14 protein-coding genes are annotated in these 22,694 nt (G+C 65.9%); 3 read left to right on the forward strand and 11 right to left on the reverse strand.

Going from position 1 to position 22,694, the window contains the following annotated elements:
* Positions 1-20: 20 nt before the first annotated feature.
* Positions 21-2,042: a serine/threonine-protein kinase gene (locus ABD830_RS34830; protein ID WP_344997295.1), complete on the reverse strand. Its 2,022-nt coding sequence runs from the start codon at positions 2,040-2,042 to the stop codon at positions 21-23.
* Positions 2,043-2,187: 145 nt separating this feature from the next.
* Here ABD830_RS34830 and ABD830_RS34835 point away from each other — a divergent pair, with 145 nt between their 5' ends.
* Positions 2,188-3,330 (forward strand): saccharopine dehydrogenase family protein, encoded by a 1,143-nt coding sequence (locus tag ABD830_RS34835; RefSeq protein ID WP_344997297.1) that lies wholly within the window; start codon positions 2,188-2,190, stop codon positions 3,328-3,330.
* On the opposite strand, the gene ABD830_RS34840 is transcribed toward ABD830_RS34835, so the two are convergent.
* The 5 genes from ABD830_RS34840 to ABD830_RS34860 form a co-directional block, all read right to left on the reverse strand.
* Positions 3,324-4,355, reverse strand: coding sequence for a polysaccharide deacetylase family protein (locus ABD830_RS34840; protein WP_344997299.1), 1,032 nt, complete (start codon positions 4,353-4,355; stop codon positions 3,324-3,326). The two genes, ABD830_RS34835 and ABD830_RS34840, sit on opposite strands and share 7 nt — an antisense overlap.
* Before the next feature lie 79 nt (positions 4,356-4,434).
* Positions 4,435-5,109, reverse strand: coding sequence for a zinc-binding dehydrogenase (locus tag ABD830_RS34845; protein WP_344997301.1), 675 nt, complete (start codon positions 5,107-5,109; stop codon positions 4,435-4,437).
* A 355-nt stretch (positions 5,110-5,464) separates the two neighbouring features.
* Positions 5,465-5,791 carry a hypothetical protein gene (locus tag ABD830_RS34850; protein WP_344997303.1) on the reverse strand — a complete coding sequence of 109 codons (327 nt, stop codon included), beginning with the start codon at positions 5,789-5,791 and terminating at the stop codon, positions 5,465-5,467.
* 10 nt (positions 5,792-5,801) lie between these two features.
* Complete coding sequence (locus tag ABD830_RS34855; RefSeq protein WP_344997305.1) at positions 5,802-15,938, reverse strand: RHS repeat-associated core domain-containing protein; 10,137 nt, start codon at positions 15,936-15,938, stop codon at positions 5,802-5,804.
* Positions 15,939-16,517: 579 nt separating this feature from the next.
* Positions 16,518-16,973, reverse strand: a complete 456-nt coding sequence (locus ABD830_RS34860; protein WP_344997307.1) for a GntR family transcriptional regulator — start codon at positions 16,971-16,973, stop codon at positions 16,518-16,520.
* Between the two features lie 138 nt (positions 16,974-17,111).
* Between ABD830_RS34860 and ABD830_RS34865 the strand changes: the two genes are divergently transcribed.
* Complete coding sequence (locus ABD830_RS34865; protein ID WP_344997309.1) at positions 17,112-17,384, forward strand: hypothetical protein; 273 nt, start codon at positions 17,112-17,114, stop codon at positions 17,382-17,384.
* A 429-nt stretch (positions 17,385-17,813) separates the two neighbouring features.
* Here the strand turns inward: ABD830_RS34865 and ABD830_RS34870 are convergent, their stop codons facing one another.
* The 5 genes from ABD830_RS34870 to ABD830_RS34890 form a co-directional block, all read right to left on the reverse strand.
* Positions 17,814-18,134: a helix-turn-helix domain-containing protein gene (locus ABD830_RS34870; RefSeq protein WP_344997311.1), complete on the reverse strand. Its 321-nt coding sequence runs from the start codon at positions 18,132-18,134 to the stop codon at positions 17,814-17,816.
* On the reverse strand, positions 18,131-18,307 hold the full coding sequence (locus ABD830_RS34875; RefSeq protein ID WP_344997313.1) for a type II toxin-antitoxin system RelE/ParE family toxin: 177 nt from the start codon (positions 18,305-18,307) through the stop codon (positions 18,131-18,133). The genes ABD830_RS34870 and ABD830_RS34875 overlap by 4 nt, the downstream gene beginning before the upstream one ends.
* Before the next feature lie 535 nt (positions 18,308-18,842).
* The gene (locus ABD830_RS34880) at positions 18,843-20,060 is read right to left on the reverse strand and encodes an NADP-dependent isocitrate dehydrogenase (protein WP_344997315.1); all 1,218 of its coding nucleotides are present in this window, start codon (positions 20,058-20,060) and stop codon (positions 18,843-18,845) included.
* Between the two features lie 53 nt (positions 20,061-20,113).
* A complete protein-coding gene (locus tag ABD830_RS34885; protein ID WP_344997317.1) occupies positions 20,114-20,416 on the reverse strand; it encodes a DUF3017 domain-containing protein in 303 nt (100 codons plus the stop codon).
* A 90-nt stretch (positions 20,417-20,506) separates the two neighbouring features.
* Positions 20,507-21,628: a citrate/2-methylcitrate synthase gene (locus ABD830_RS34890; protein WP_344997319.1), complete on the reverse strand. Its 1,122-nt coding sequence runs from the start codon at positions 21,626-21,628 to the stop codon at positions 20,507-20,509.
* Between the two features lie 237 nt (positions 21,629-21,865).
* On the opposite strand from ABD830_RS34890, the gene ABD830_RS34895 reads away from it, so the two are divergent.
* Entirely contained in the window at positions 21,866-22,513 is a 648-nt protein-coding gene (locus tag ABD830_RS34895; protein WP_344997321.1) for an FHA domain-containing protein, read from the forward strand.
* The last annotated feature ends 181 nt before the right edge of the window (positions 22,514-22,694 follow it).

Here is a 22,694-nt window from a genome sequence, read left to right on the forward strand (position 1 = left end):
GGGATGTTACCCGCTTGTCATCAGCAGGTTTCCATCGCGGGGACCTTCAGCTCGGGTTTGAAGTCGACCCTGGCGAAATGCCTGGTGAGGAGCTGCTTCATGAAGCCCGTACGGTAGAGGTCGGCGATCACGGCCTTGACCGCCTTGCAGGTCTTGACGTCGCCGTTCCTGATGCCGACGGCGTAACGCTCGTTGTCGAGCTTGGCGCCGAGGATCTTGTAACGCATGTTCTCGCGGGCGGCGAACCCGGCCAGGATCAGGTCGTCGCCGGGGACCGCGTCCACTTCGCCGCTCCTGAGCCGGTCCATACAGAGGGCGTAGTTGCCGGCGCTGACGGGTTCGACCTTCACCTTGTCCTGTACCTCGCCGACGGACGGGCTGTCGGGCGCGCAGAGCTTCTTGCCCTCCAGGTCGTCGAGGGAGTCGATGCCGCTGCCCGCGCGGACGAGGACGTCGTGGTGCGCCAGGTAGTACGGCCCGGCGAACTGCGTCTCGCTGTTGTCGACCGAGTACGTGGCCACGACCAGGTCGACCTCGCCGTCGGCCAGGGCACTGGCCCGGGTGTCCCTGGTGACCTGGACGAACTCAGGATCCTTCGCCCCTAACTCCGCGGCGATGCGCCTGGCGACCTCGACGTCGAAGCCCTCGAAGCCGCCGCTGTCCAGCAGGCCGACGCCGGGCAGGTCGGCTTTGACGCCGATCGCGATTTTGCCGGTCTGTGCAACCTTGTCGACAACTGTGGCGAACGTGCCGGGAACCTCCTGATTGGCCGTCTCGCTCGGCTCCGGCTGCTCGCCTAACGCCAGGGGCCAGCCCTTCATCGCCAGCGCGACGGCCGCCGCAGCGAGCAGGACGATCGCGGTGGCCAGCGCGATCCACACCTTCGCGCGGCGCGACCGCGCGGGGGCGGCGGGCTCGGTCAGCTGGTACGGCGCGGCCTCCGGCGGCGTCGTCACGGCCGCCTCGTTACGCCCGGGCTCGTTACGCACGGGCTCGCCACGTACGGGCTCGTTCGGGGCGGGTTGGTTACGTGCCGGCTCGTTGGGGGCGGGTTGGTTACGTGCCGGCTCGTTGGGGGCGGGTTGGTTGGGGGAGGGCGGCGCCGCCGGGGCGGCGTCCTTCCGGGAGGGCAGGTCCGTGATCGACCCGGCGGACACCCTGCTGAACGGCGTGGTGTCGTCACTGGCCACCTGCACGCCCCTGGTGAGCACCGCCGTGGACGCCCCCACCGTGGACGGCTGGCCGAGCAGCCGCAGCAGGATCTGGTCGGCGGAGGGCCGGTCGGCCGGCGACTTGGCCAGCGCGGAGCGCACCACGCCCTGCAGCGGCTCCGGCATCATGCCGACATCGACCTGGTGGTTGAGGATGCGGTTGAGCACCACCGCGATGGAGTTGCCCTCGAACGCCTGCTTCCCGGTGGCCGCGAACGCGATGGTGGCGCCCCACGAGAACACGTCCGTATACGGCCCCACGTCGTCGCCGGCGATCTGCTCCGGCGCCATGTAGGCGGGCGTGCCGATGGCCCGGCTGGTGATCGTGCCGGTGGAGTCGATGATCCGGGCGATGCCGAAGTCCACGACGCGCGGCCCGTCGGCGGCGATCAGCACGTTGTCGGGCTTGAAGTCCCGGTGGACGATCGAGGCGTGGTGGATCGCGGTGAGCGCGGTGGCGGTGCCGATGGCCAGCCGGTCGAGCACGGTGCCGGTGAGCGGCCCGTCGGTCTCGATGATCTCCCTGAGCGGCCGGCCGTCGATGTACTCGCTCGCGATGTACGGCGTGTTGCCGTCGAGATCGGCCTCCATCACCCGGGCCGTGCAGAACGACGCCACCCGCTGCGCCGCCTTCAGCTCCCTCGCGAAACGCGACCTGGCGATCGTGTCACCGCTGAACTTGACATGCAGGAGCTTGATCGCGGCGCGCTCCCCCTTGTCGTTGACGCCCAGGTAAACGATGCCCTGACCGCCTTCTCCGATCCGTCCGGACAACCGGAAGGACCCCAGATGGGCGGGATCGCCGGTGACCAGCGGCGAGATTTGCGGCATTCGTCATCCCCACGTGTGCTGAACCCCAATCACGCAAACTTTACGACGGTCAGCAACTTCTCAGGGATCCGTTAACCGTTCGTGACGTCACGGTTTTACTCGACTCGTCGGGTGTCCGGCCGATCTACGTGGCAGGGTGAGGATCATGGACCGCCCGTACGACATCGTGCTCTTCGGAGCGAGCGGCTTCACCGGCGCGCTCACCGCCGCCTACCTTGCCGCCGCCGCGGGCCCCCGCACGCGGTGGGCGCTGGCCGGGCGGGACCGCGCCAAGCTGGAGCGGCTCGGGCTCGACGTGCCGATCCTGCTCGCCGACGCCACCGATCCGGCCTCGGTGGCCGGGCTCGCCCGTCAGACGCGCGTCCTGGCCACCACGGTCGGCCCCTACGTCACGTACGGCGAGCCGCTGGTGGCGGCCTGCGCCGAGGCCGGCACGCATTACCTGGACCTGACGGGCGAGCCCGAGTTCGTGGACCTGGTCTACGTCCGCTACGGCGACAGGGCGGCCAGGAGCGGCGCCAAGCTCGTGCACGCTTGCGGCTTCGACTCGATCCCGTTCGACCTGGGCGTGCTCCACACCGTCGGCCATCTGCCCGAAGGCGTCCCGCTCAAGGTGCGGGGCTTCCTGCGGGCGCGGATGAGCCCGTCGGGCGGCACGCTGGCCACCATGGCGTCCATCGTCGGCCGCGCCCGGCAGGCGGTGGAGCAGGGCACACAGCGCCGCTCCGCCGAGCCCAGGCCCGTCGGCCGCAAGGTGAGCTCCCTGCCCGGCGGCGTCCGTTACGTGGGCGGCTGGGCGCTTCCGATGCCGACCGTGGACCCGTTCATCGTCGGTTACTCCGCCCGCCTCCTCGACCGCTACGGCCCGGACTTCACCTATCGCCAGCACTACGCCGTCAGGACACTCCCCGCGGCCCTGGCCACGGCGGCCGGTGCGGGCGCCTTCGCCGCGCTCGCCCAGATCCCGCCCGTACGCGGCTGGATCCAGAGCCGCGTACGGCCCGGCGACGGCCCTTCAGCAGAGCAGCGCGCGCGGAACTGGTTCAAGGTCACGTTCCTCGGCGAGGGCGGCGGCGAGCGCGTGGTGACCGAGGTCGCGGGCGGCGACCCCGGCTACGGCGACACGGCGAAGATGTTCGCCGAGTCGGCCCTGTGCCTGGCCTTCGACGACCTGCCGGACCGGGCGGGCCCGCTCACGACGGCCTCGGCCATGGGGCAGCCGCTCATCGACCGGCTGCGCGCGGCGGGCATCACGTTCACCACCCGGAACGCGCGCGTCCGTCAGTAGGGCAGGCCCCACTTCGCGAACGTCTTGCGCAGATACGGCGTCTTGAACTTCGGATACGCCACCGTGGTCACGTCCCCGTCCGAGGTGTACCGCATGTCCGGGTTGCTCTTGAGCCAGTCCAGCCAGGCCTCCGAGCAGAACTGCTTGCAGTCGCCCTTCTTCTCCATGACCTTGATCCGCGGGATCGCCACCGGGTCGAACGCCTTGCTGAAGGGCGACGCCGCGGGCGTGTACCCCGCCAGGAACGCGCCCTGGTGGTTGTACTCCTTGCCGCCGTGCATGGCCCACTCCCTCTGGGTCGGCGCGTTGCCGTACGGCAGGGCGATCGTGGTCGGGTTGATGCCGGTCAGGGAGTTGATCTGCTTGGCGATCGAGCCGATCTGCTCTTCGACCTCCTTGTGCGAGCGCCCGCGCAGGTTGATGTGGTCGCGGGTGTGGTTGCCGATGTCGAAGCCGTTCTCCTTGAGCCAGCCCAGCGTCTCGGCCTGCTCCTCACGCACGGTCTTGCCGAACATGTCGCGGGTCACGTAGAACGTCGCCTTCGGGCGGAAGCCAGGGTTCTTGGCGGCCACGTCCTTCAGGATCGCGACGGCCGTGTTGGGCGCGGGAACGCCCACCTCGTTGAGGGTGAGCTGCGAAGGGGACGAGTCATCAAATGTCAGGACCACGGGGTGCTTGCCGGCCGGGATGTCGATCTTGCCGGTCACCATCTCGGTGGCCGTGATCGGCACGTACCCCTCCCGAGCCAGCCGCTCCAGGTCCGCGCGGAACTGCTGCGGCGTCCTGTCGTCCGTCGTGGACGGCTTGTCGATGACCCGGTGGAACATGAGCACGGGGATCTGCCCCAGCTCGTTCGCCTTGACCTTGGCGGCGAACTGGGCCTTGGCGACCTTGGCCGCCTTGAGCTTCGCCGCGGCGTCGACCTTGGTGTCGGCCATCTTGACGGTGCTGGGCTGCGAGTCGCACCCGGTCAGGCTCGCCGCGGCGGCCAGCAGGCCCAGTCCACTGAGAATACGCAGTCGCATCCGAACCCCCCGAGACACGTACGACTGTTGCTGTGGGGGCTCTTACCCAGCTGATCAACTACGGCACGCCGCGCCACCGTCAAGAGATGGTCTGGGAACCACGCAGGTCAGGGAGGGGGTCGCGGGCCAGGATGAGTTTGGTGGTCTTCGCGGCATATGCGGTCGGGGCGTCGTCCCAGTCGGCGGTCAGGGTGGTGACGCGTTCGGCGGGGAAGCCGGTGCGGTGGACGAAGTCGAGCAGGGCGGGCAGGTTCGCGCGGGCGTGGGAGACGCCGACGCGGAGGGTGGCGTCGGTGGCGTACATGCGCATGAGAGGCAGGCGGGTGCCGGTGGCCAGGTAGTAACCGACCGCGGTGCAGACCCCGCCGGGCGCCAGCGAGCGCAGCGCCGTCCGGAGCCCGCCGGCCCGTGAGATCGCCTCCACGACGACGTCGTACGCCCGGCGCGGCCGGCTGCCGGCGTGGGCCCGCGCGCCGAAGGACTCGGCGATGCGCCGTCGCGCGGGGTCGTCGTCGAAGTAGTCGACGAGGTCCGCGCCGAGGGCCACGGCCAGCCCCGCGGCATACAGGCCGATGCTCTTGGCGCCGCCGCCCAGGATCAGCACCGTGCCGCCGTCCCGGGCCAAGGGGGCGACGGCCCGCCAGGCGTCGGCGAGGTTGTCACTGGCCGCCGCGACGCGTGCGGCGGGGATGCCGTCGGGGACCGGGACGAGCATGTGGTCGGCGAACGGGACGCGGATCCGATCGGCGATCATGCCGCCCCAAGAGCCGCCGGCCGGTCCACACCCGTAGGCCGCCAGCACCTCGCCACCGACGCTGGTGGCGCATTTCGCCGGTGGAGTCGGTGTAGTAGGAGCGGGCCCAAAAGCGACCCTCCCACAGGTATGCGCGGACGTGCGCGCTGGACTCCTGGCGCAGATACAGCAGCATCGTCACCGTCTCTGCTGCCACACCCATACCGCAGCAACGATCGAGATCCCGGAAAGCTACGGGTTATTCCGCTGCAGGCCCTAAGGATGACAAGAACCCTGCGATAGAAGACGGTTACGCACGGTGCCGCGGGAGCCCCTGGGTGAGACTCCTGCGGGCAACCAGACCGGCAATCACAGCCTATTCAGGAAGCACGAATAGAAGCCCCGAAATAGCGATACCCAAGATAGCCGAAAAAATCTGCATGACGCGCGATCGAACCGGCAGAGCACAAGAGACAATTGCAGGAATATAGGCCGACTGCAGCATCCAACGGACGATTATTAGCATATCCTCGTCTATCTTGCCTGGAGACATGTCATCCCACCATGCATATTCGTAAACGGGAATTAGCTGGCTGGATACGGCGAGCAGAGAAGCCACCAAAAAAAGCAACACCCAGAGGACTCTCCAGACGACCAACCCTGCGGTACCGCCGGGTCGAATCCCGTTAACAGGCGTAGTCACATAACCCTCCTCAGATGCTCACAGTGGCACCGTAGATAAGGTGCTTTACAGTCGGCAAGGACTTCATGAAGCGATCACCATACGCACGTGCGTCCGGACCGGAGCCATTATAGGCCGTTGCAACTCGGCGCAGCTCCGACTCCGTCCAGGCGCCGCCCTTTTGGTCGTGCAGGTTCCTCAAATTCTTAGCGGCAAGGAACAGACCCCCCGCCGGACTCTCAAGCAGATCCATGATCTGCTCCGCCAGGGTCGCATCCACTGATTTATAGCCCAAGAGAGATTTCGCGAGCCTGAACTGAATGGAGAGCGGACCAAAAGATGTATTCAAAGCCGCCTCTTTGTTGCCCGTGAGCGTTCGAATATTGAAAGCCTGCCGATCGAGCGGAGGCGCCCCGCCTACTTCTTGATAGGCAATACCAGCGAGAACATAGCCCGGCACGCCCCAGTAGGCGGCCGCACCAGCAATGACATTCTTGTACGCTTTGATCCATCTCTCTTTGAAATCCGTCACGTACTTACGAGCCTTCTCCTTACTGCCGATCATCAACCAGTTTTTATACTTGGCCGCATCCCAGCTGGTCCACTCCGGCCCCTCCACCTTCGCCCAAAGGCGCGCAAACTCATCGGCCGCTCGATGCTCAGCCGATTTCGAAGTGCTGACCGGGGGACCCTCCGCGCAAGTTATATAACAGCCGTCTGGGTGTGTCGGAAATTGGTTGTGATATGCGGCAGTAATTGCCCACATAACTCCGAGAGCTTCATCGTCGACGCTCGGATCATACTTGCTCATGAAGTCGAGCTGAGCTGCCCAGTTGGCGTCCCAAAAGTCGATGACCAGCCCGTCCGCCCTCTTCGGCACGGGCCGGCCGTTGGGCATGACTCTCATGCCCAACCTCGCGATTTCGTCGTCGCCAAGCCAGAATTTCTTTTCGTTCTCCAGTTGGATCATGTGGGACCAGCTTGGATCGACGACGGCGCCAGCACAGCCCCAGATGTCGCAGGCCACAGCCCCACCCCCGATTTCTTCTCTGCCGCAGGGGCCGATGCACTGTCCGCCTCCCAACGAGCCGGAGCTGCTGTAGCCGCCTGCAGGGATGGTGGTGTAGCTACCATTCGATCCGGAGTAGCTGGAGCCACCGTAGCCAGATCCGGCGAGCGAGCCGCTGTCGATGACGGTGTAGTGGCCGGTGGGGTCGATGCCGGTGAGGGGTGAGGCGTTGGCGTAGGTGTAGCGGTTGGCCTGGATGGAGGGGTTGGGGTTGAGGGCGGCGGTGTCGCGGCTGGTGAAGGTGCCGGTGTTGGGCTGGTACCAGCGGGCGTGCATGTTGACCTTGCCGGTATCTGGGTCGGTGTATTCCCCCTGGTAGCCGAGGCCGACCTTGGTGCCGGTCTGGGCGGTGACCGTGCCGAACGGGTCGTAGGCGGTAGAGGTCTGCAGGCTGGTGGTGAAGGTGGCCACCAGGTCACCGTGTAGGTCGCTGAGCGCCGCCACTGCCGCGCTGGTGCCTTCCTTGAGACCGAGCAGTCCGCCGCCGGCATCGCGGGCGTACTTGGCCTGGACGGCGCCGCTGCTATCGATGATGGCGGCCAGGTCGTTGCTCAGCCCGGCGTAGGCGAAGGTCTGCTTGGTGGTGCCGCGGATGCGGCTGGTCGTCCGGTTGAGGGCGTCGTAGCTGTAGAGGCTGTCGCCGTCGGCGATGAGCCGGTCGAAGGCGTCGAAGGTGTAGTTGGTGGTGGCGCCCGCCTTGGTGCTGGTGGCCAGGGTGCCGCGCGGCGTGTAGGTGTAGTCAGTGCCGTCGCCGCTGGTGAGACGGTTGCGCTCGTCGTAGGTGAACGTCGCGTTACCGGCCTTGGTGCGGTTGCCGGCGGCGTCCCACTCATAGGCGGTGGTGGCGCCGCCGGGGGCGGTCCAGGAGGTGAGGCGTCCGGCGTGGTCGTAGCCGTAGGTGTTGGTGCCCGCCCCGGCCAGGCCCGTGGTGGTCTTGGTGGTGAGGTTGTCGTCCTTGTCCCACCCGTAGGTGATCTGGGCGAGCTGAGTGCCGGAGCCGTTCTTCAGCGTCTGGCCGGTGACGCGGTCCATGTTGTCGTAGTCGATAGTCTGGGTGCTGGCCGTGCCGCTGGTGGCGGTGATGGTCTTCAGCCGGCTGGCCGGGTCGTAGCCGTAGGTCAGAGTACGGCCGGTGACCGGGTCAGTGGCGGTTTCGAGGCGGTTGGCCTTGTCCCAGGTGAAGGTGGAGGTACCTGCGGCGTCGATGCGCTGGTTGGGGTTGCCGAGTTCATCGTATCCGTAGGCCGTCTCCTGTGTGGTGCCGCGGGAAACCTTCAACGGCAGGCCACGGTCGTTGAAGTCGACCGTCAAATCGCCGGCAGTCGTTGGGCGGTTGGCCAGGTCGTAACCGAAGGTGCGCTCCGCTGTTGTGGCGCCGCCGCCTGCGCCGGTTTCCTTGGTGAGGCGGCCCAGGTGGTCGAAGGTGCGGTCGATGCGTACGCCGCCGGGCTGGACAGTGGCGACCTGGTTGCCTGCCTTGTCGTAGATCTGGGTCCAGGTGCGGTCCGCCGGGTTCGGGTGGGTGGCGGTGGACGGTTCGGTCACCGTTTCGACCAGGCCGAGGGTGTTGTAGCTGGTCCAGGTGGCGTTGCCGCGGCCGTCGGTGAGCCGGGTGCGTGCGCCCGTGGCGTCGTAGCCGAAGCTTGTGGTGATCTGTTCACTGGCCGAGACCGGTTCGATGAGTGAGGTGGTCCGGTCCAGCGCGTCGAAGGTCTGGGTGGTGACGTGGCCCTCGGGCGATGTGGCGCTGATCTGGTTGCCCGCCGCGTCATAGCCGTAGCCGAAGGCGCGTAACACCGCGCCGGTTGAGTCCAGGTCCTTGACCGCGGTCTTGCGGCCGGCCAGGTCGTATTCGGCGGTGATGGCGTTACGGTTCGGATCGGTGGTCTTGATCAGACGGCCAGCCAGGTCGTAGTCCATGCTGGTCTTGTTCGTCAGCGGGTCCGTCACGGTTTTGACCTCGCCCGCGGCATTCACGGTATAAGACGTTGCCTTGCTGCCCGGTGCCGTCTGCTTGACCAGGCGGCCGGCGTCGTCGTACTCCATGGCCGTGGTGTAAGCGGCGCTGGCGGGCTTGCGTTCGATCTGCGTGGCGGTGATCTGCCGGCCGAGATCGTCGTAGGTGGCCTCGCTGCGTGCGCCAGTCGGGTCGACGGTGGCCAGCTTCTCCCCAGCCAGGTCGTACTCGCTCACCCACGTGCCCGCCGTCTGCCCCTCCGGAGCAGGGTCGGTGATGCGGACTTGGCGGCCGAGCTTGTCGTAGTCGAACGTGGTCGTGTAGCCGCGCGGATCGGTAGAGGAGATCAACTGCCCGGCAGCGTCGTAGGAGTACGAAGTGGTGGGAGTGACCGCGGTGCCGCCGGGTGGAGTGTAGCTGGGAGCGCGTCGGCCGGTCAGACGTCCGGCCTTATCAAACACGGAGGTTACGGTACGGCCTTCGGCGTCCGTCTCGTTGGTCTTGGCACCGAGTGTGTCGTAGCCGAAGTGGACCGTGGGGCGTGCGTCGGTAGCTTTACCAGCCTTTTCCACCTTGACCTGCGGACCTGTGGCCTCGACCAGACGTCCCAGCGCGTCATAGCGCATCTCGGTGGTGAAGTCGGCCTTGTTGGCGCCGTCAGCGTTTCCGCGAGGGTCGGTGGAGGCGGTGGCTAGACCGCGGTCGTCGTAGGTGACGGTGGAGACGAGGTCCACGTCGCCGTTTTCGACGGTCGTCCTGGTGAGCAGGTTCGTCTTGTTGTAGGCGTACTCGGTGATCTCGGTACGGGTGGATCCGGTGCCAGTACGGGTGGTTTTGATCGTGTTGTCGTTGGCGTCGTAGGTGAAGACGGTCTTGCGGTTCAGGTCGCTGGGGTCAAGGGTCTGCGAGGTCAAGCGACCGGCCGCGTCGTAAACGGAGCCGGTCGTTACCTTTCCGCCGCCCGTGACCAGCTTGGTCTGGTTCCCGGCGTCGTCGTAGGTGTGGTCCTCCAGGACCACATCGCGTGCAGCGGTGGTGGAGCCGTTCAGCTTGACAGCGGTAGCGGTCTTCTGGGCCAGCAGGTTGTTGTCGAAGTAGGTGAACGTGGTCTTGCGGCCCATGGCATCAGAGTGCGCGGCCAGGCGACCGCCGGGATCATAGCTGAACGACTCCAGCACCACGTCCTTGGCCGGCTCCGGATTGACCGGGCTACCGGTCCACTCCTTCAGCGTCTTCGACGCCAGCTCACCACGCTTGCTGTAGCCGTATTCGACCACCGCACCCTTGGCGTCGGTCACCGTTGCCAAGCCGCCGATGGCGTTCCAGCTCTGGCGGACGACACCGCCCTCGGGGTCTGTGGCGGTTTCGACTCGGCCGTGGGTGTCGTAGGTGTAGGCGGTGGCGCGCTCGACGTCTCCGCCGGTCAGGTCGCTGATGGTTTCGCTGAGCCTGTTGTTATCCGGGTCATAGCCGTACGTGGTGCGCTTGGTGTGAGTGACGCCGGACACCTCGTTCTTCACACCCGGCTCGGTCTGCGTTACCACTCGCCCCACTTCGTCGTAGGTGATGGCGGTTTTGACCCCATCCGGATGGGCCTGCGACACCTCCGACTTCTCCCGCAGCCGACCCAGCGCGTCGTAACTCAGCTTGACCAGAAGCCCTTCGGGGTCGCGCTGCTCAGCCAAATCACCGGCAGCCGTATAGCGGTAAGTCCACGTGTTGTCCCTAGGGTCCGTCTGCGAGGCGATCAAGCCAGCCGGCGTGGTGCCACCGCCGACCGCCGGCTCAGTGCCGTCGGTGTAGGTGACGGCGACCGAGCGGCCGTTCGGAAAGTCCGCCGTGGCCGGGGTGGTCTCCTTGGTCTGCTCGCCGAAGCTGTTGTAGGACCAGCTGGTCATGTAGGTCTCATCGCTCGCCGACGCCGATCGGCCATCGCGATGCCTAATCTTGAGATCGTTGCGCGGGTCGAACGGGTCCTCGGCGTTGACGTAGTAGGAGAAGTACTCGCTGGCGCAGACGCCCGCCGTACGACATGTCTTCTTGGACAGCAAGTTGCCGCGCGCGTCGGAGGCCATCTCCACCACGTTGTCATTCGGGTCATACACCTTGGCCAAATAGCCGCCGGTGTCGTAGCCGTAGCTGGTCTTCATCCCGAGCTGATCGGTCGTCGAGACCTGCCGGTTGCCGCGATCGGCGTCAGCGACGTAGGTGATAGTCCCGTTCAGCGGATCGGTCACGGTGACGGTGGCAAACGTGGAAACCGTGGTCTCCTTGATGTAGACCGGCGCCGACAGCTTCCACGTCCCATCGTTGCTGTCGGTGTGCGCGGTCAGGCGCCCACCGTCGGCGTTGTAGGTGTTCTTCGCATCCACCCGCCCGGACGGCAGAGTGGCCTGGGTCAGCTGAGGCTGCGGCAACCGGGCCGCGTAGTGGGTGGCGACGACGGCCGCGCCCAGCGGCTTGCCGTAGACCGCCACCTCGTCGATGTCGCCGTTGAACGGGAAGATCGCCGTGGAACTGGTCGTGTACGGCCAGGACGACGAGCCATACCCGGACCCGATCCTGGTCTCCCATTGGTCGCCCTGCTTGATCTCACCCGCCAGGGTGCCGGCAATCTGGCCGTCCAGGAACAACGTCTGGGTGTTGAACGCACCCGACAGGACGACATGGTGCCACTGGCCGTCATTGACCGTGGCGGCCGAGGTGATCGGGGTATGCGCGCCGGTATAGAACTGACCGCGCAGCTTCCCATCCGTCCCCACATACACCACAGGGGTGAACGCCGAGGGGGTGTTGGAGGCCGAGTTCTGCTCCCCGATCACGGTGCCGGACGTGGTGGTCTTGAACCACGCCTCCACCGACAGGTAACCACCCTTGCCGCTGAGCGTCGCCTGCGGCAGCGCCACATAGGTGGAGCTGGTCGTGCCCTTGAAACGCATCGCCGTATCCGGCGAGCTGCTCAGCGCACCCGGCACCTGGGCAACCAGATCAGCCGTAGCGCCGGTGAGCTTGGCCTCTTCGCTGGTGATGTTCCATCCGGCCGAGTTCGCGATCTTCGTGCCAGTGGCCGTCGCGGTCTCGCCCAAGCGCCAGTAGCCTTCCGGTGCTGTGTCGATGACGGCGCTGCGGTAGCGGGAGGCGTCGGTGTAGGCGTAGACGGTGCAGGCCGTGCTGGAGGTGGGCGGGCAGACCTTGACCAGCTTGTCGCCGTCGTAGCTGTAGCTCCAGGTGATCGGAGTGCCGTTGACCGGATCGGTGGACACGCTGGTGACGTGGGCGCCGGTCCAGGTGAAGGTCAGCGATCGGCCGCCAGTGGCGGTGGCCTTGGCCAACTTGCCGTCCGCACCGTAAGACAGATCCTGGCTGCGCCCCCGATTATCGGTGATCTTGGTGAGGCGGCCCGCCGAATTGAACCAGTAGGAGGTGGCGGACTTATCCATCAGCCGCCAGCCGCCCCCCGTCTGCGCGGCCAGAGTGGCGAAAGTGCCCGCAGGTGATGCGTAGCTACCGTCGCTCTTGGCGGCGAAGCGCATCTGCTCACCGGACGGGTAGGTAATCAATAGGCTGGAGGTCTGTGGCTCCGGCTCCAGCCGCATATCCCACCGCGTCGACCAGCCCGCACCGAACACGCCCGTGCTTCGCGGGTCCAGACTGTTGTAGGTGCGCGTCACCGACAACGGCGGACCCACCACCGGCATCGACACATCCGTGGCCGTGGTGGCGTAGTTACCGGAGGAGTAGTTGAAGTCGCGGTTCTGAGTACCGCCGGCAAGCATCGAGTTGATGGTGCCCTGCTCCGGCGCCGGAGTGAACGTCCGCCAGGCCGAGGTCACTTCGGTGGTACTGGTCGCCGCCTTGGCCATCCACCAATACGTCTTACCCCACGTCAGTTTGCCATCGGGCACCTGCCAGGCGCCCGTGGTCGTCCAGTTGGGAGAGCTCTCACACCACGTCCAGTTCGGCTGGGTGCCCTCACACACCTGGAACCAGTACTGCACCGGCGCCTCGTTGATCGGCCGGGCGTGCGCCGACAACGTCGGGGTCAGGCTGCCGACCTGGGAGTTGTTCTCAGGTGCGAAGGTCTCAAACGGCAGCGCACTGATACGCGCGTACACCCAATCTGACCACACCCCACTGACCCCAGAGGCGGTCGTTGCACGTGCTCGCCACCGAATCAACCAGCCGTCCTTCAGCTTGTTGGTCGGCACGACCGCCCAGGCATTCGTCCCAGTCGCGTACTCCTTATCGGATGAGCCGGCCCAGATCTGACCCGTCCCCTGGCTCGCAACGGCTGGATCGTGCTCCACCTCGACGTCTAGCTTCATCTGCCGGTTTTCCGGGTCGGTGAACTTCGCATACAGCCAAGGCGTCAAGGTGCCCGCGGTCCACGATGCCGTTCCGCGGACGGCCGGATCCATGCCCAGCCCCTCCACAGTGGGCTTTTTCAGGTCAATCTTGGTGGTCTGCCAGTCCGACCACGGGCCGGTCACGCCGGAGGTGGTCTTGCCCTGCACTCGCCAGCGCACTAGCCACCCGTCCTGCAGTTTGCCGGCCGGGATCTGCACCCACGCCTTCGAACCCGAGTCAGCGGCCTGCGTGCCAGCGCCGGCGTAGATCAGCCCAGTGCCCTGAGTAGGCATGCTCGGGTCATGCTCGACCTGCACGCTGAGGTACGACGAGCGGCTTTCTGGGTCGGTGACCTGCGCATATGCCCATGGCGTCAACGACGAGACCGTCCACAAGCCCGCGCTTTGCGTACCCGGTGTGACTCCGAGACCCGCCACTGTGGGCTTCTTCAGGTCAACCTTGGATGATTGCCAGTCCGACCAGACACCAGCCACGCCATTGGTGGTAACACCCTGAACCCGCCAGCGGATCAGCATGCCATCCACCAGCTTGCCGGTTGGCACCTGCACCCAGGCGTTGGAGCCCGACGCATACGCGGTCGTACCCTTGCCCGACCAGATCAGGCCCGATCCCTGACCACTAAGAGGGTCGTATTCGACCTCCGCAGCAAGATAGGACGCTGCACCGTTAGCAGAGACCACCTTCATGTAGAACTGCGGGGTCAGCGAGGAAAAGGTCCAGGCGTCTGAGCTCTGGGTTGCCGGTATCGCTCCTAGGCCTGAGCCTGCGGGCTTGCTGATCTCAATCTTGCTCGTTTGCCACTCCGACCACGGGCCCGTTATCGGCGAAGTCGTTCCGTTCTCGCCCGCCAAGCCACGTACTCGCCACCGAATCAACCAGCCGTCCTGCAACTTCCCCGACGGCACCGCCGGCGAAGTAATCACACTGTTGACCTGACTCGTCGTCACCGGCGTCTGCGCCGACCAGATCAACCCCGAACCCTGACCCGCCGCCGACGGATCATGCTCCACCTCAACACCCAAACCAAAATACGGAACATTATTCGGATACGACACCACCGCACTGAACAACGGCGACGTCCCCGACAACGCCCACACCCCCGACGCCAACTGCCCCGGCGTCGCATTCAACGACGACACCGTCGGCTTGTTGATATCGATCCGCGCCGCCTGCCACTCCGACCACGGGCCCGTTATCGGCGAAGTCGTTCCGTTCTCGCCCGCCAAGCCACGTACTCGCCACCGAATCAGCCAGCCGTCCTGCAACTTCCCTGACGGCACCGCCGGCGAAGTAATCACACTGTTGACCTGACTCGTCGTCACCGGCGTCTGCGCCGACCAGATCAACCCCGAACCCTGACCCGCCGCCGACGGATCATGCTCCACCTCAACACCCAAACCAAAATACGGAACATTATTCGGATACGACACCACCGCACTGAACAACGGCGACGTCCCCGACAACGCCCACACCCCCGACGCCAACTGCCCCGGCGTCGCATTCAACGACGACACCGTCGGCTTGTTGATATCGATCCGCGCCGCCTGCCACTCCGACCACGGGCCCGTTATCGGCGAAGTCGTTCCGTTATCACCCGCCAGACCACGTACTCGCCACCGAATCAGCCAGCCGTCCTGCAACTTCCCTGACGGCACCGCCGGCGAAGTAATCACACTGTTGACCTGACTCGTCGTCACCGGCGTCTGCGCCGACCAGATCAACCCCGAACCCTGACCCGCCGCCGACGGATCATGCTCCACCTCAACACCCAAACCAAAATACGGCTCATTGTTCGGATACGACACCGCCGCACTGAACAACGGCGACGTCCCCGACAACGCCCACACCCCCGACGCCAACTGCCCCGGCGTCGCATTCAACGACGACACCGTCGGCTTGTTGATATCGATCCGCGCCGCCTGCCACTCCGACCACGGGCCCGTTATCGGCGAAGTCGTGCCGTTATCACCCGCCAAGCCACGTACTCGCCACCGAATCAGCCAGCCGTCCTGCAACTTCCCTGACGGCACCGCCGGCGAAGTAATCACACTGTTGACCTGGCTCGTCGTCACCGGCGTCTGCGCCGACCAGATCAACCCGGAACCCTGACCCGCCGCCGACGGATCATGCTCCACCTCAACACCCAAACCAAAATACGGCTCATTGTTCGGATACGACACCGCCGCACTGAACAACGGCGACGTCCCCGACAACGCCCACACCCCCGACGCCAACTGCCCCGGCGTCGCATTCAACGACGACACCGTCGGTTCATCGACGGTTAGCCGCAAATGCCGTTCACCAGCCGCTCGGACTGCCATGACAGGCCGTGGCAGCCCCGCGGCGCTGGCCGGCGATGTGGATGGCGCCTTGGAAGTTGCTGTGTTTGCTGCGGAACTCTGCGCCCATGCTGGTTCCGGAGAGACCCCAGCACCGTGCTTCTCCCGGGCAGAAGGTTTCGGCTCCCAGGTCAACGGTGGGGGCGTCTTCAACCCACCCTTAGCGGGTTCCTCAGTCACAACGTGAGGACTTTCCAGCGGCAATGCGCCCTTGGGTCGCTTCGGATCCCGTTTGGCCGATCTATCGACGGCTTTGGTTGCCTGGGACGAAACCAGCGTCGGCAAGGTCTTCGCGGACCCGAAAGCCTGTTTCGGCGTCTCCGGAGCGCCATGGAAACCGACGGCCGCAACCGATTCAGCCGCATCGGCAACCGCTGGTAAAGGCTGCAAACTCAGCAGCCCGGACACCAGACTCACCAGGATCGCCGCCACCACGGCAGACGTCCACCCAGAACGAGCCCACGACAAATACCGGCGCATACGCCGTCACACTCCGACCCACAACGAGGGGCACCCACGAGGGGTGCCAGACGTCGCTCCACCCCACCCGGCAGGAACGCGCGCCCTGACTCGTGCGGCTCGGAGCAGTTACCAAACGGGCAAAGCGTAACTTTGCAAAGATCTTGCTACAAGAGCGATTTTCGACATCAGATCGGCACGGAGTGCGACGTACCGGATGAACGGGCGCGTGGTCCGATGGCTGTTGATCACGGCCGCTATGCCGGACCGCCGAACTTGATCATGATTCTTGGCCTGATCAGGAAGCGCTCGGTGAGTATCACGCTCGGAGCTGGAACGCTGGGCCGTCCTTGTCAGTGCCCTCGTTGCTGGGTGAGGGCAGCTCCGCGGCGTCCACCTCTCGCCATGCCGACCGCCTACGCCGCTCAGCGTCGTCTATGCGCAGAATCCGCAGAATCGTTCCCCTGAGGGAAAGTGCACAGGTCGGCCTCCGGGCAGGGCCACGCTCCTACGTAAGCCGGCCCAATCCGCAGAATTCCACAGAAACGTCCAGCGCTATTCGTCGCCTCCAGGGCACCGAACGACCAGCTCGATGCGGTCGCCACGGAGCACTCGACGGTGCTTGCGCGGCCCAGGGATGATCTCGAAGACCGGTACCCCTTCGGGGATGCCGCCGAACTCCCGCAGCTCTCCTGAGGTCGCCAGTTCCCGCCGCTCGTCCGGCGTCGGCATGCGAGTGATCACCCGGGCTCCGTCCGGCACGTCGTACGGCTCCCGCGTCGGCTCAACGGCCACCATGGAGCCTCGCTTGCGAACCGTCGTGATCCGCCCCTCTGCCCGCAGATAGGCCAGCGCCTCGCGAACTGTGTCGCGGCCAACCTCGTACTTCTGCGCCAGTTGAGCCTCGGAGGGCAGCCACGCTCCGGGCTGGTAGCGGCCAGCCGTGATGTCGTCGCGGATCGCAGCGGCGACCTGTCGGTAGACCGGCACCCCAGAGCTGTAGTCGATCACAGCACACAAGTGTCACAGGGCTATATTGCCATGAGGCTTGTGGCCATGAGGCCCTAGCATCTACGTGGGCAAACGTTCAACAGAGAAGATTTTCGGCGCACCAAGTATCCGAAACGGTGACAGAGGACGCAATCTCACATGACTACTGCACGCAAAGCCCTGTCCGCTCCTGACCTGCGTGGGGCCTTCAAGCGGTTCTACGTCTGGCGCGACTCCGCCGGCAGATGGCACGCGAGGCCACTCCCCAAGCTGACACGCGGAGAGATCGCCTATGACATCCAGACGGAGCTGGTCGCCGACTCACCTCTCCACCTGGCCTACAAGTGCACATGGCAACGCAGCCGCCGCAAGGTCTACCGCTACCTGGAGAAGTACGCCGAGAGGAGCGCGACCCTTGAGTCAGCCTCCTGAGATCGAGATCCCCGGACTGCGGTGGGAGCCCTACCAGCGCCCACCTAGGGATCGCATCCGAATCACGGAAACCTCCTGCTGCGGCGCGTACGAATGGGCCTGCCAGGGCGGGCAGTTCCTGATCCTCCGCTCCCAGGAACCTGGCCGCTACGAGGAGGCAGCCAGGGGCTTGTACCGCCAGGCGCGCCAGATCTGGCAGGCGCTGCTCGTCCTTCATGAAGAGGAGCACAGGCGAGAGATGCAGGCCAGTGCCGCTGCTGAGGCCAAGCGTCGTAAGCGAAAGCTCCGTCGCGGACAGGCGGTCGCATGATCGTTCGGAAACGTGCCGTACTGCCCGGATGGCGCTGATCCGAATCTGCGACCCTCAGCGAGTATCTCGGGCACCACGATCCGGGGTGCACCCTGCGGGCCTACGCCCACCAGATCCGGTCAGGCGACGCGCTGCCAGGTGTCCCCGAAGTCGGCGATGACCTTCATTTCTCCGCCCAGGGCATGGATGTACAGACTGAGGGTGGCCAGTTCGGCGATGGACCCGTTCTCGATCGCCGAGACGCGCTGCTGGGACACCCCCATCGCCTGGGCCACCTCGGCTTGGGTCAGCCCGACCTTCTTGCGCATGTCGGCCAGGAACCCCCCGCGTACCTGGGCCACCCGGCGCTCCCGCGCCTCCTGCAACGCCTGGCGGTCGTCGGGGTGGACGAACTCGGCGATGAACTCCTCACGCGTGTAGGAGTGAAACTCGGTGCTCATGGCAACTCCTTCAGATACGCCTCATACCACTGCTCAGCCAGCGGGATGGCTTGCCGGTACCACTGGCTCCATTGTCCGGACTTGTCGCCCGCAATCAGCAGGACCGCATTGCGGAGGGGATCGAAGATGAACAGGATCCGTACTTCGCTGGTTCCGCTGAACCCGGGTCGCAACTCTTTGAGATTGTGCAGGTCGGAGCCGCTGATCCGAATCCACCAAGGGGCACCCTAGGGCCGGGCCCTCATCCAAGAGCCGGTCGATGGCCTCGGCCACCAGCCTCCGCGTCACCGAGTCTCCAGTGCGCAACTCGTGAAGCCAGTCGCGTACCTGGGTGGTCAACACCAGTCGATATGCCATCCGCCCTCCAGACACAATAATACTATTGTACTCCCGGGAGAGGCGAAGGAACACGCTCGTCGCCCGCCGAGCTGCACGACGCACCTCCGGTATCGGAGGCACCTGCCCCGCTCTACGCCTCGGTGCCCCTGGACGCCGGGGAGAACATCAAGTCCCTCAGCGAGCATCTCGGGCACCACTCCCCGGGGGTTCGCCCCACGGACCTACACCGACCTCATGCCGAGCAGCCAGGAGCGGACGTGGAACGCCGTCGCCGCCGTGTTCGCGCCCGATCCGAAGCCATAACGGCCCAGGCATGCGAAACGGCCCCTACCTAGCGGCGTAACCGCAGGTAGAGGCCGTTTTCGGCGTTCAGGCAGACATCTTCTTCTTGAGGTTCTCGTCCAGCGCCGCCAGGAAGTCCTGGGTGGTGAGCCACTTGGCGTCGCCGCCGACCAGGAGCGCCAGGTCCTTGGTCATCTGGCCGCCCTCGACGGTCTCGACGCAGACCTCCTCCAGCTTGTTCGCGAACTCGGTCACGGCGGGGGTGTTGTCGAGCTTGCCGCGGTGGGCAAGGCCGCGCGTCCACGCGAAGATCGAGGCGATCGGGTTGGTGGAGGTGGGGTTGCCCTTCTGGTGCTCGCGGTAGTGGCGGGTCACGGTGCCGTGCGCGGCCTCGGCCTCGACGGTCCGGCCGTCGGGGGTCATCAGGACCGAGGTCATCAGGCCGAGCGAGCCGAAGCCCTGGGCCACCGTGTCGGACTGCACGTCGCCGTCGTAGTTCTTCGCGGCCCAGACGTAGCCGCCCTCCCACTTCAGCGCCGCGGCGACCATGTCGTCGATGAGGCGGTGCTCGTACGTGAGACCGGCCTTCTCGAAGTCGGCCTTGAACTCGGTCTCGAAGACCTCGGCGAAGATGTCCTTGAAGCGGCCGTCGTAGGCCTTGAGGATCGTGTTCTTCGTGGAGAGGTAGACCGGGTAGTTGCGGGCCAGGCCGTAGCGCATCGAGGCGCGGGCGAAGTCGCGGATCGACTCGTCCAGGTTGTACATCGCCATCGCGATGCCGCTGCCGGGGAAGTCGTACACGTCGAGCTCGATCGGCTCGGAGCCGTCCTTCGGCGTGAACGTCAGGGTCAGCGTGCCCTCGCCCGGGATCTTCAGGTCGGTGGCGCGGTACTGGTCGCCGAACGCGTGACGGCCGACGACGATCGGCTTGGTCCAGCCGGGCACGAGGCGCGGCACGTTGGACATGATGATCGGCTCACGGAAGATCACGCCGCCGAGGATGTTGCGGATGGTCCCGTTGGGGGACTTCCACATCTTCTTGAGACCGAACTCCTCGACCCGCGCCTCGTCCGGGGTGATGGTGGCGCATTTCACACCGACGCCGTACTTCTTGATGGCGTTGGCGGCGTCGATGGTGACCTGGTCGTCCGTCGCGTCCCGGTGCTCGATGCCGAGGTCGTAGTACTTCAGGTCGACGTCGAGGTAGGGAAGGATCAGCTGGTCCTTGATGAATTGCCAGATGATCCGGGTCATCTCGTCGCCGTCAAGCTCGACGACCGGACCCTCCACCTTGATCTTGGGCATGCGAATGGTTCCCCTTCAATGAATCGATGCGTTGAGGCTATCGGACCGTCCGGTCAACGGGCGAAAAGGGACAGGATCAGCGCCTTGAGCTCGTTGTTGTAAAGCAAGAGTGACGTCAGGACCAACACGAACCCGAACCCGGCAAGGGTGATGACGTCGATCCTCTTGCTGCGCACCGACAGCGGCCCGCCGTAGCCGGCGAAGCGGAGGGCGGCGGCCAACATGATCACGCCGCCCAGCACGAACCCGCCCCAGTTCAGGTCCACGAGAAGGATCACGAGCACGCCGATGACCGCACCCGCCAGTATCAACGGGTACGGTCCCCAGCTGTCGCGCTCAGTCCGATGATCGCTCAACTCTCGACGCTTTCGCTCAACGCGCGTGCCGATGGTCGCATTCGCTGCGGGCCTCCGTTGGCATCGTGCCTCGCTCTCTCCGGCCCAGGCTCATCGCTCGTCGATCGGCTTCCACTTCTGGTCGGTCTCTCCGATGTACTCACTGTCGGGCCGGATCAGCCTGTTGTCCGCATGCTGCTCGATGACGTGGGCCGTCCAGCCGGACATCCGGCTGACCGAGAAGACCGGCGTGAACAGGTCCGTCGGGATGCCGAGATAGTGGTAGACCGAAGCCGCGTAGAAGTCGACGTTCGGATAGAGGCCCTTGGTCTCGAAGACGACCTCCTCCATTTCCTTGGACATCCGATAGTAGGTGTCGTCGCCGCTCGCCTCAGCCAGTTCGGCGGACATCCTGCGCAGGTGGGTAGCGCGCGGGTCCTCGGTCTTGTACACGCGGTGACCGAAGCCCATGATCTTCTCGTGGGCCGCGAGCTTGTCGCGTACGGTCTGGGCCACCTGGCCGGACGGGATCGACTCCAGCGTCTTCATGACCTGCTCGTTGGCGCCGCCATGCAGGGGGCCCTTGAGGGTGCCGATGGCCGCGACGATCGCGGAGTGCATGTCGGAGAGGGTCGCGGCGCAGACTCGGGCGGCGAACGTGGAGGCGTTCATGGTGTGGTCGGCGTGGAGCACCAGGCACTCGTCGAAGATCTCGACCTCACGGGGGTCGGGAACGCGGCCGGTGATCTCGTGCAGGAAGTTCGCGGCGATGCTCAGGGACGGGTCCGGCTCGGGGACGCTGCCGCCGGTGCGGGCGGCGTGGTAACGGGCCACCAGGAGGGGTTGCTGCGCGGTCAGCCGGGCCGCCTTGCGCAGGTTGGCGTCGGGGGCGATGGAGTCCTTGTCGGGGTCGTCCGCGCCGGAGAGCGACACCAGCGAGCGCAGCGCCTCCATCGGTTTCTGTTTCTCGGCGATCTCGGCGATGTTCGCGGAGACGAGGGCGCCCAGCTCCCGGCCCTGCGCCAGCTCCTCGCCGTAGGCGCCGAGCTCGGACCGGTTGGGCAGCTTGCCACGCTGGAGCAGGTGTGCGGTCTCCTCGAACGTCGCACGTCCGGCCAGGTCGTGGATGTCGTATCCACGGTAGAAGAGCCGGCCGGCCTTTCCGTCAATGTCGCTCAGCGCGGTGGACGCCGCTACGACATCGGCCAGACCTTTCGTGGGCTTGTCCGCCATGAGTGTTTCCTCCGCTTATCTTCGTCCGAAGTCTACCCGTGAGCAGGCAAAACCGTCCGCAAAGGTCCAGACCAATTTCACGCCGGATTCTCCTTTCAGCAAAGGCGATTCCGCATCCCCTCGTTTGGGTAAGCCGGAGCTGTAGTAATAGTTACGGCGGGCTACCTGGGGAGGAACTGCCGTGCCCAGGAGGAGGCGTGCCGTTCATACGCTGCCTCACAAGGGGAGGAACCGCCAGTGGAGGGGCCGTTCATACGCATCGAGGACACTGGCGAGGTGGTCCCGTTGCGCCCCGAGATCACGACGGTCGGGAGGGGCCGGGGAGTCGACATCCGGCTCACCGATCCCAGCGTGTCCCGGCTCCATGCCGAGTTCGTCAGACGAGGACCCTACCTGTACGTCGTCGACCTGGGTCTGTCCAGGAACGGCACGCGGGTGAACGGCAGGCCGATCGCCCGGAGGGTCCTTGACGACGGCGACGTCGTCTCGTTCGGCGCGGCGCGGGGTCGCATCGGTGGAGTCCCCCGTGAGGACTTCACCCCTGAGGTCGAGCTGCGCAGGGCGGCGGCGCCCGAGCTGACCAGACGCGAGGTCGACGTGCTCACCTCGCTCTGCAGGCCGGCGCTGTCGGACGAGGCGTTCGTCGCTCCGGCGACCGCACGCGAGATCGCCGACGACCTGGTCGTGACCGAGGCCGCGGTCAAGCAGCATCTGCTGCGGCTCTACCAGAAGTTCAGGATCCCCGAGGGCACCAACCGGCGCACGCGCCTCGCCAACGAGGTCGTCGCGCTCGGTCTGGTACGCCCGACCCCCGTGGTGCCACCACAGCGGTCGTCGGGCACCTCGACCGAGCAGCCATCGGCGGCTGGGCGAAGGGCATCTTGAGGACGGGCTTCTTCAGGAACGGTTCTTAGGGACCGGGTCGCGACCGGGGCTTCGGCGAGGGGTTCCGGCAGCGTCGGAACCCCTGGTGCAACCACCGTGCCCCCGCAAAATTCACGGGCGGCGGGCAGGTCGCCGGCCGGGAGAACCGGCCGGCGACGCGAGCAGGCGTAGCGCGCTCTCA

Source organism: Nonomuraea helvata (assembly GCF_039535785.1).
Taxonomy (GTDB): domain Bacteria; phylum Actinomycetota; class Actinomycetes; order Streptosporangiales; family Streptosporangiaceae; genus Nonomuraea; species Nonomuraea helvata.

What these genes read in the sequence shown, in the direction of transcription:
- ABD830_RS34890 (WP_344997319.1), bottom strand. Translation starts at nt 21,628, where the DNA reads ATGGCGGACAAGCCCACGAAAGGTCTGGCCGATGTCGTAGCGGCGTCC.
- ABD830_RS34870 (WP_344997311.1), bottom strand. Translation starts at nt 18,134, where the DNA reads ATGAGCACCGAGTTTCACTCCTACACGCGTGAGGAGTTCATCGCCGAG.
- ABD830_RS34840 (WP_344997299.1), bottom strand. Translation starts at nt 4,355, where the DNA reads ATGCGACTGCGTATTCTCAGTGGACTGGGCCTGCTGGCCGCCGCGGCG.
- ABD830_RS34830 (WP_344997295.1), bottom strand. Translation starts at nt 2,042, where the DNA reads ATGCCGCAAATCTCGCCGCTGGTCACCGGCGATCCCGCCCATCTGGGG.
- ABD830_RS34835 (WP_344997297.1), top strand. Translation starts at nt 2,188, where the DNA reads ATGGACCGCCCGTACGACATCGTGCTCTTCGGAGCGAGCGGCTTCACC.
- ABD830_RS34880 (WP_344997315.1), bottom strand. Translation starts at nt 20,060, where the DNA reads ATGCCCAAGATCAAGGTGGAGGGTCCGGTCGTCGAGCTTGACGGCGAC.
- ABD830_RS34865 (WP_344997309.1), top strand. Translation starts at nt 17,112, where the DNA reads ATGACTACTGCACGCAAAGCCCTGTCCGCTCCTGACCTGCGTGGGGCC.
- ABD830_RS34845 (WP_344997301.1), bottom strand. Translation starts at nt 5,109, where the DNA reads ATGATCGCCGATCGGATCCGCGTCCCGTTCGCCGACCACATGCTCGTC.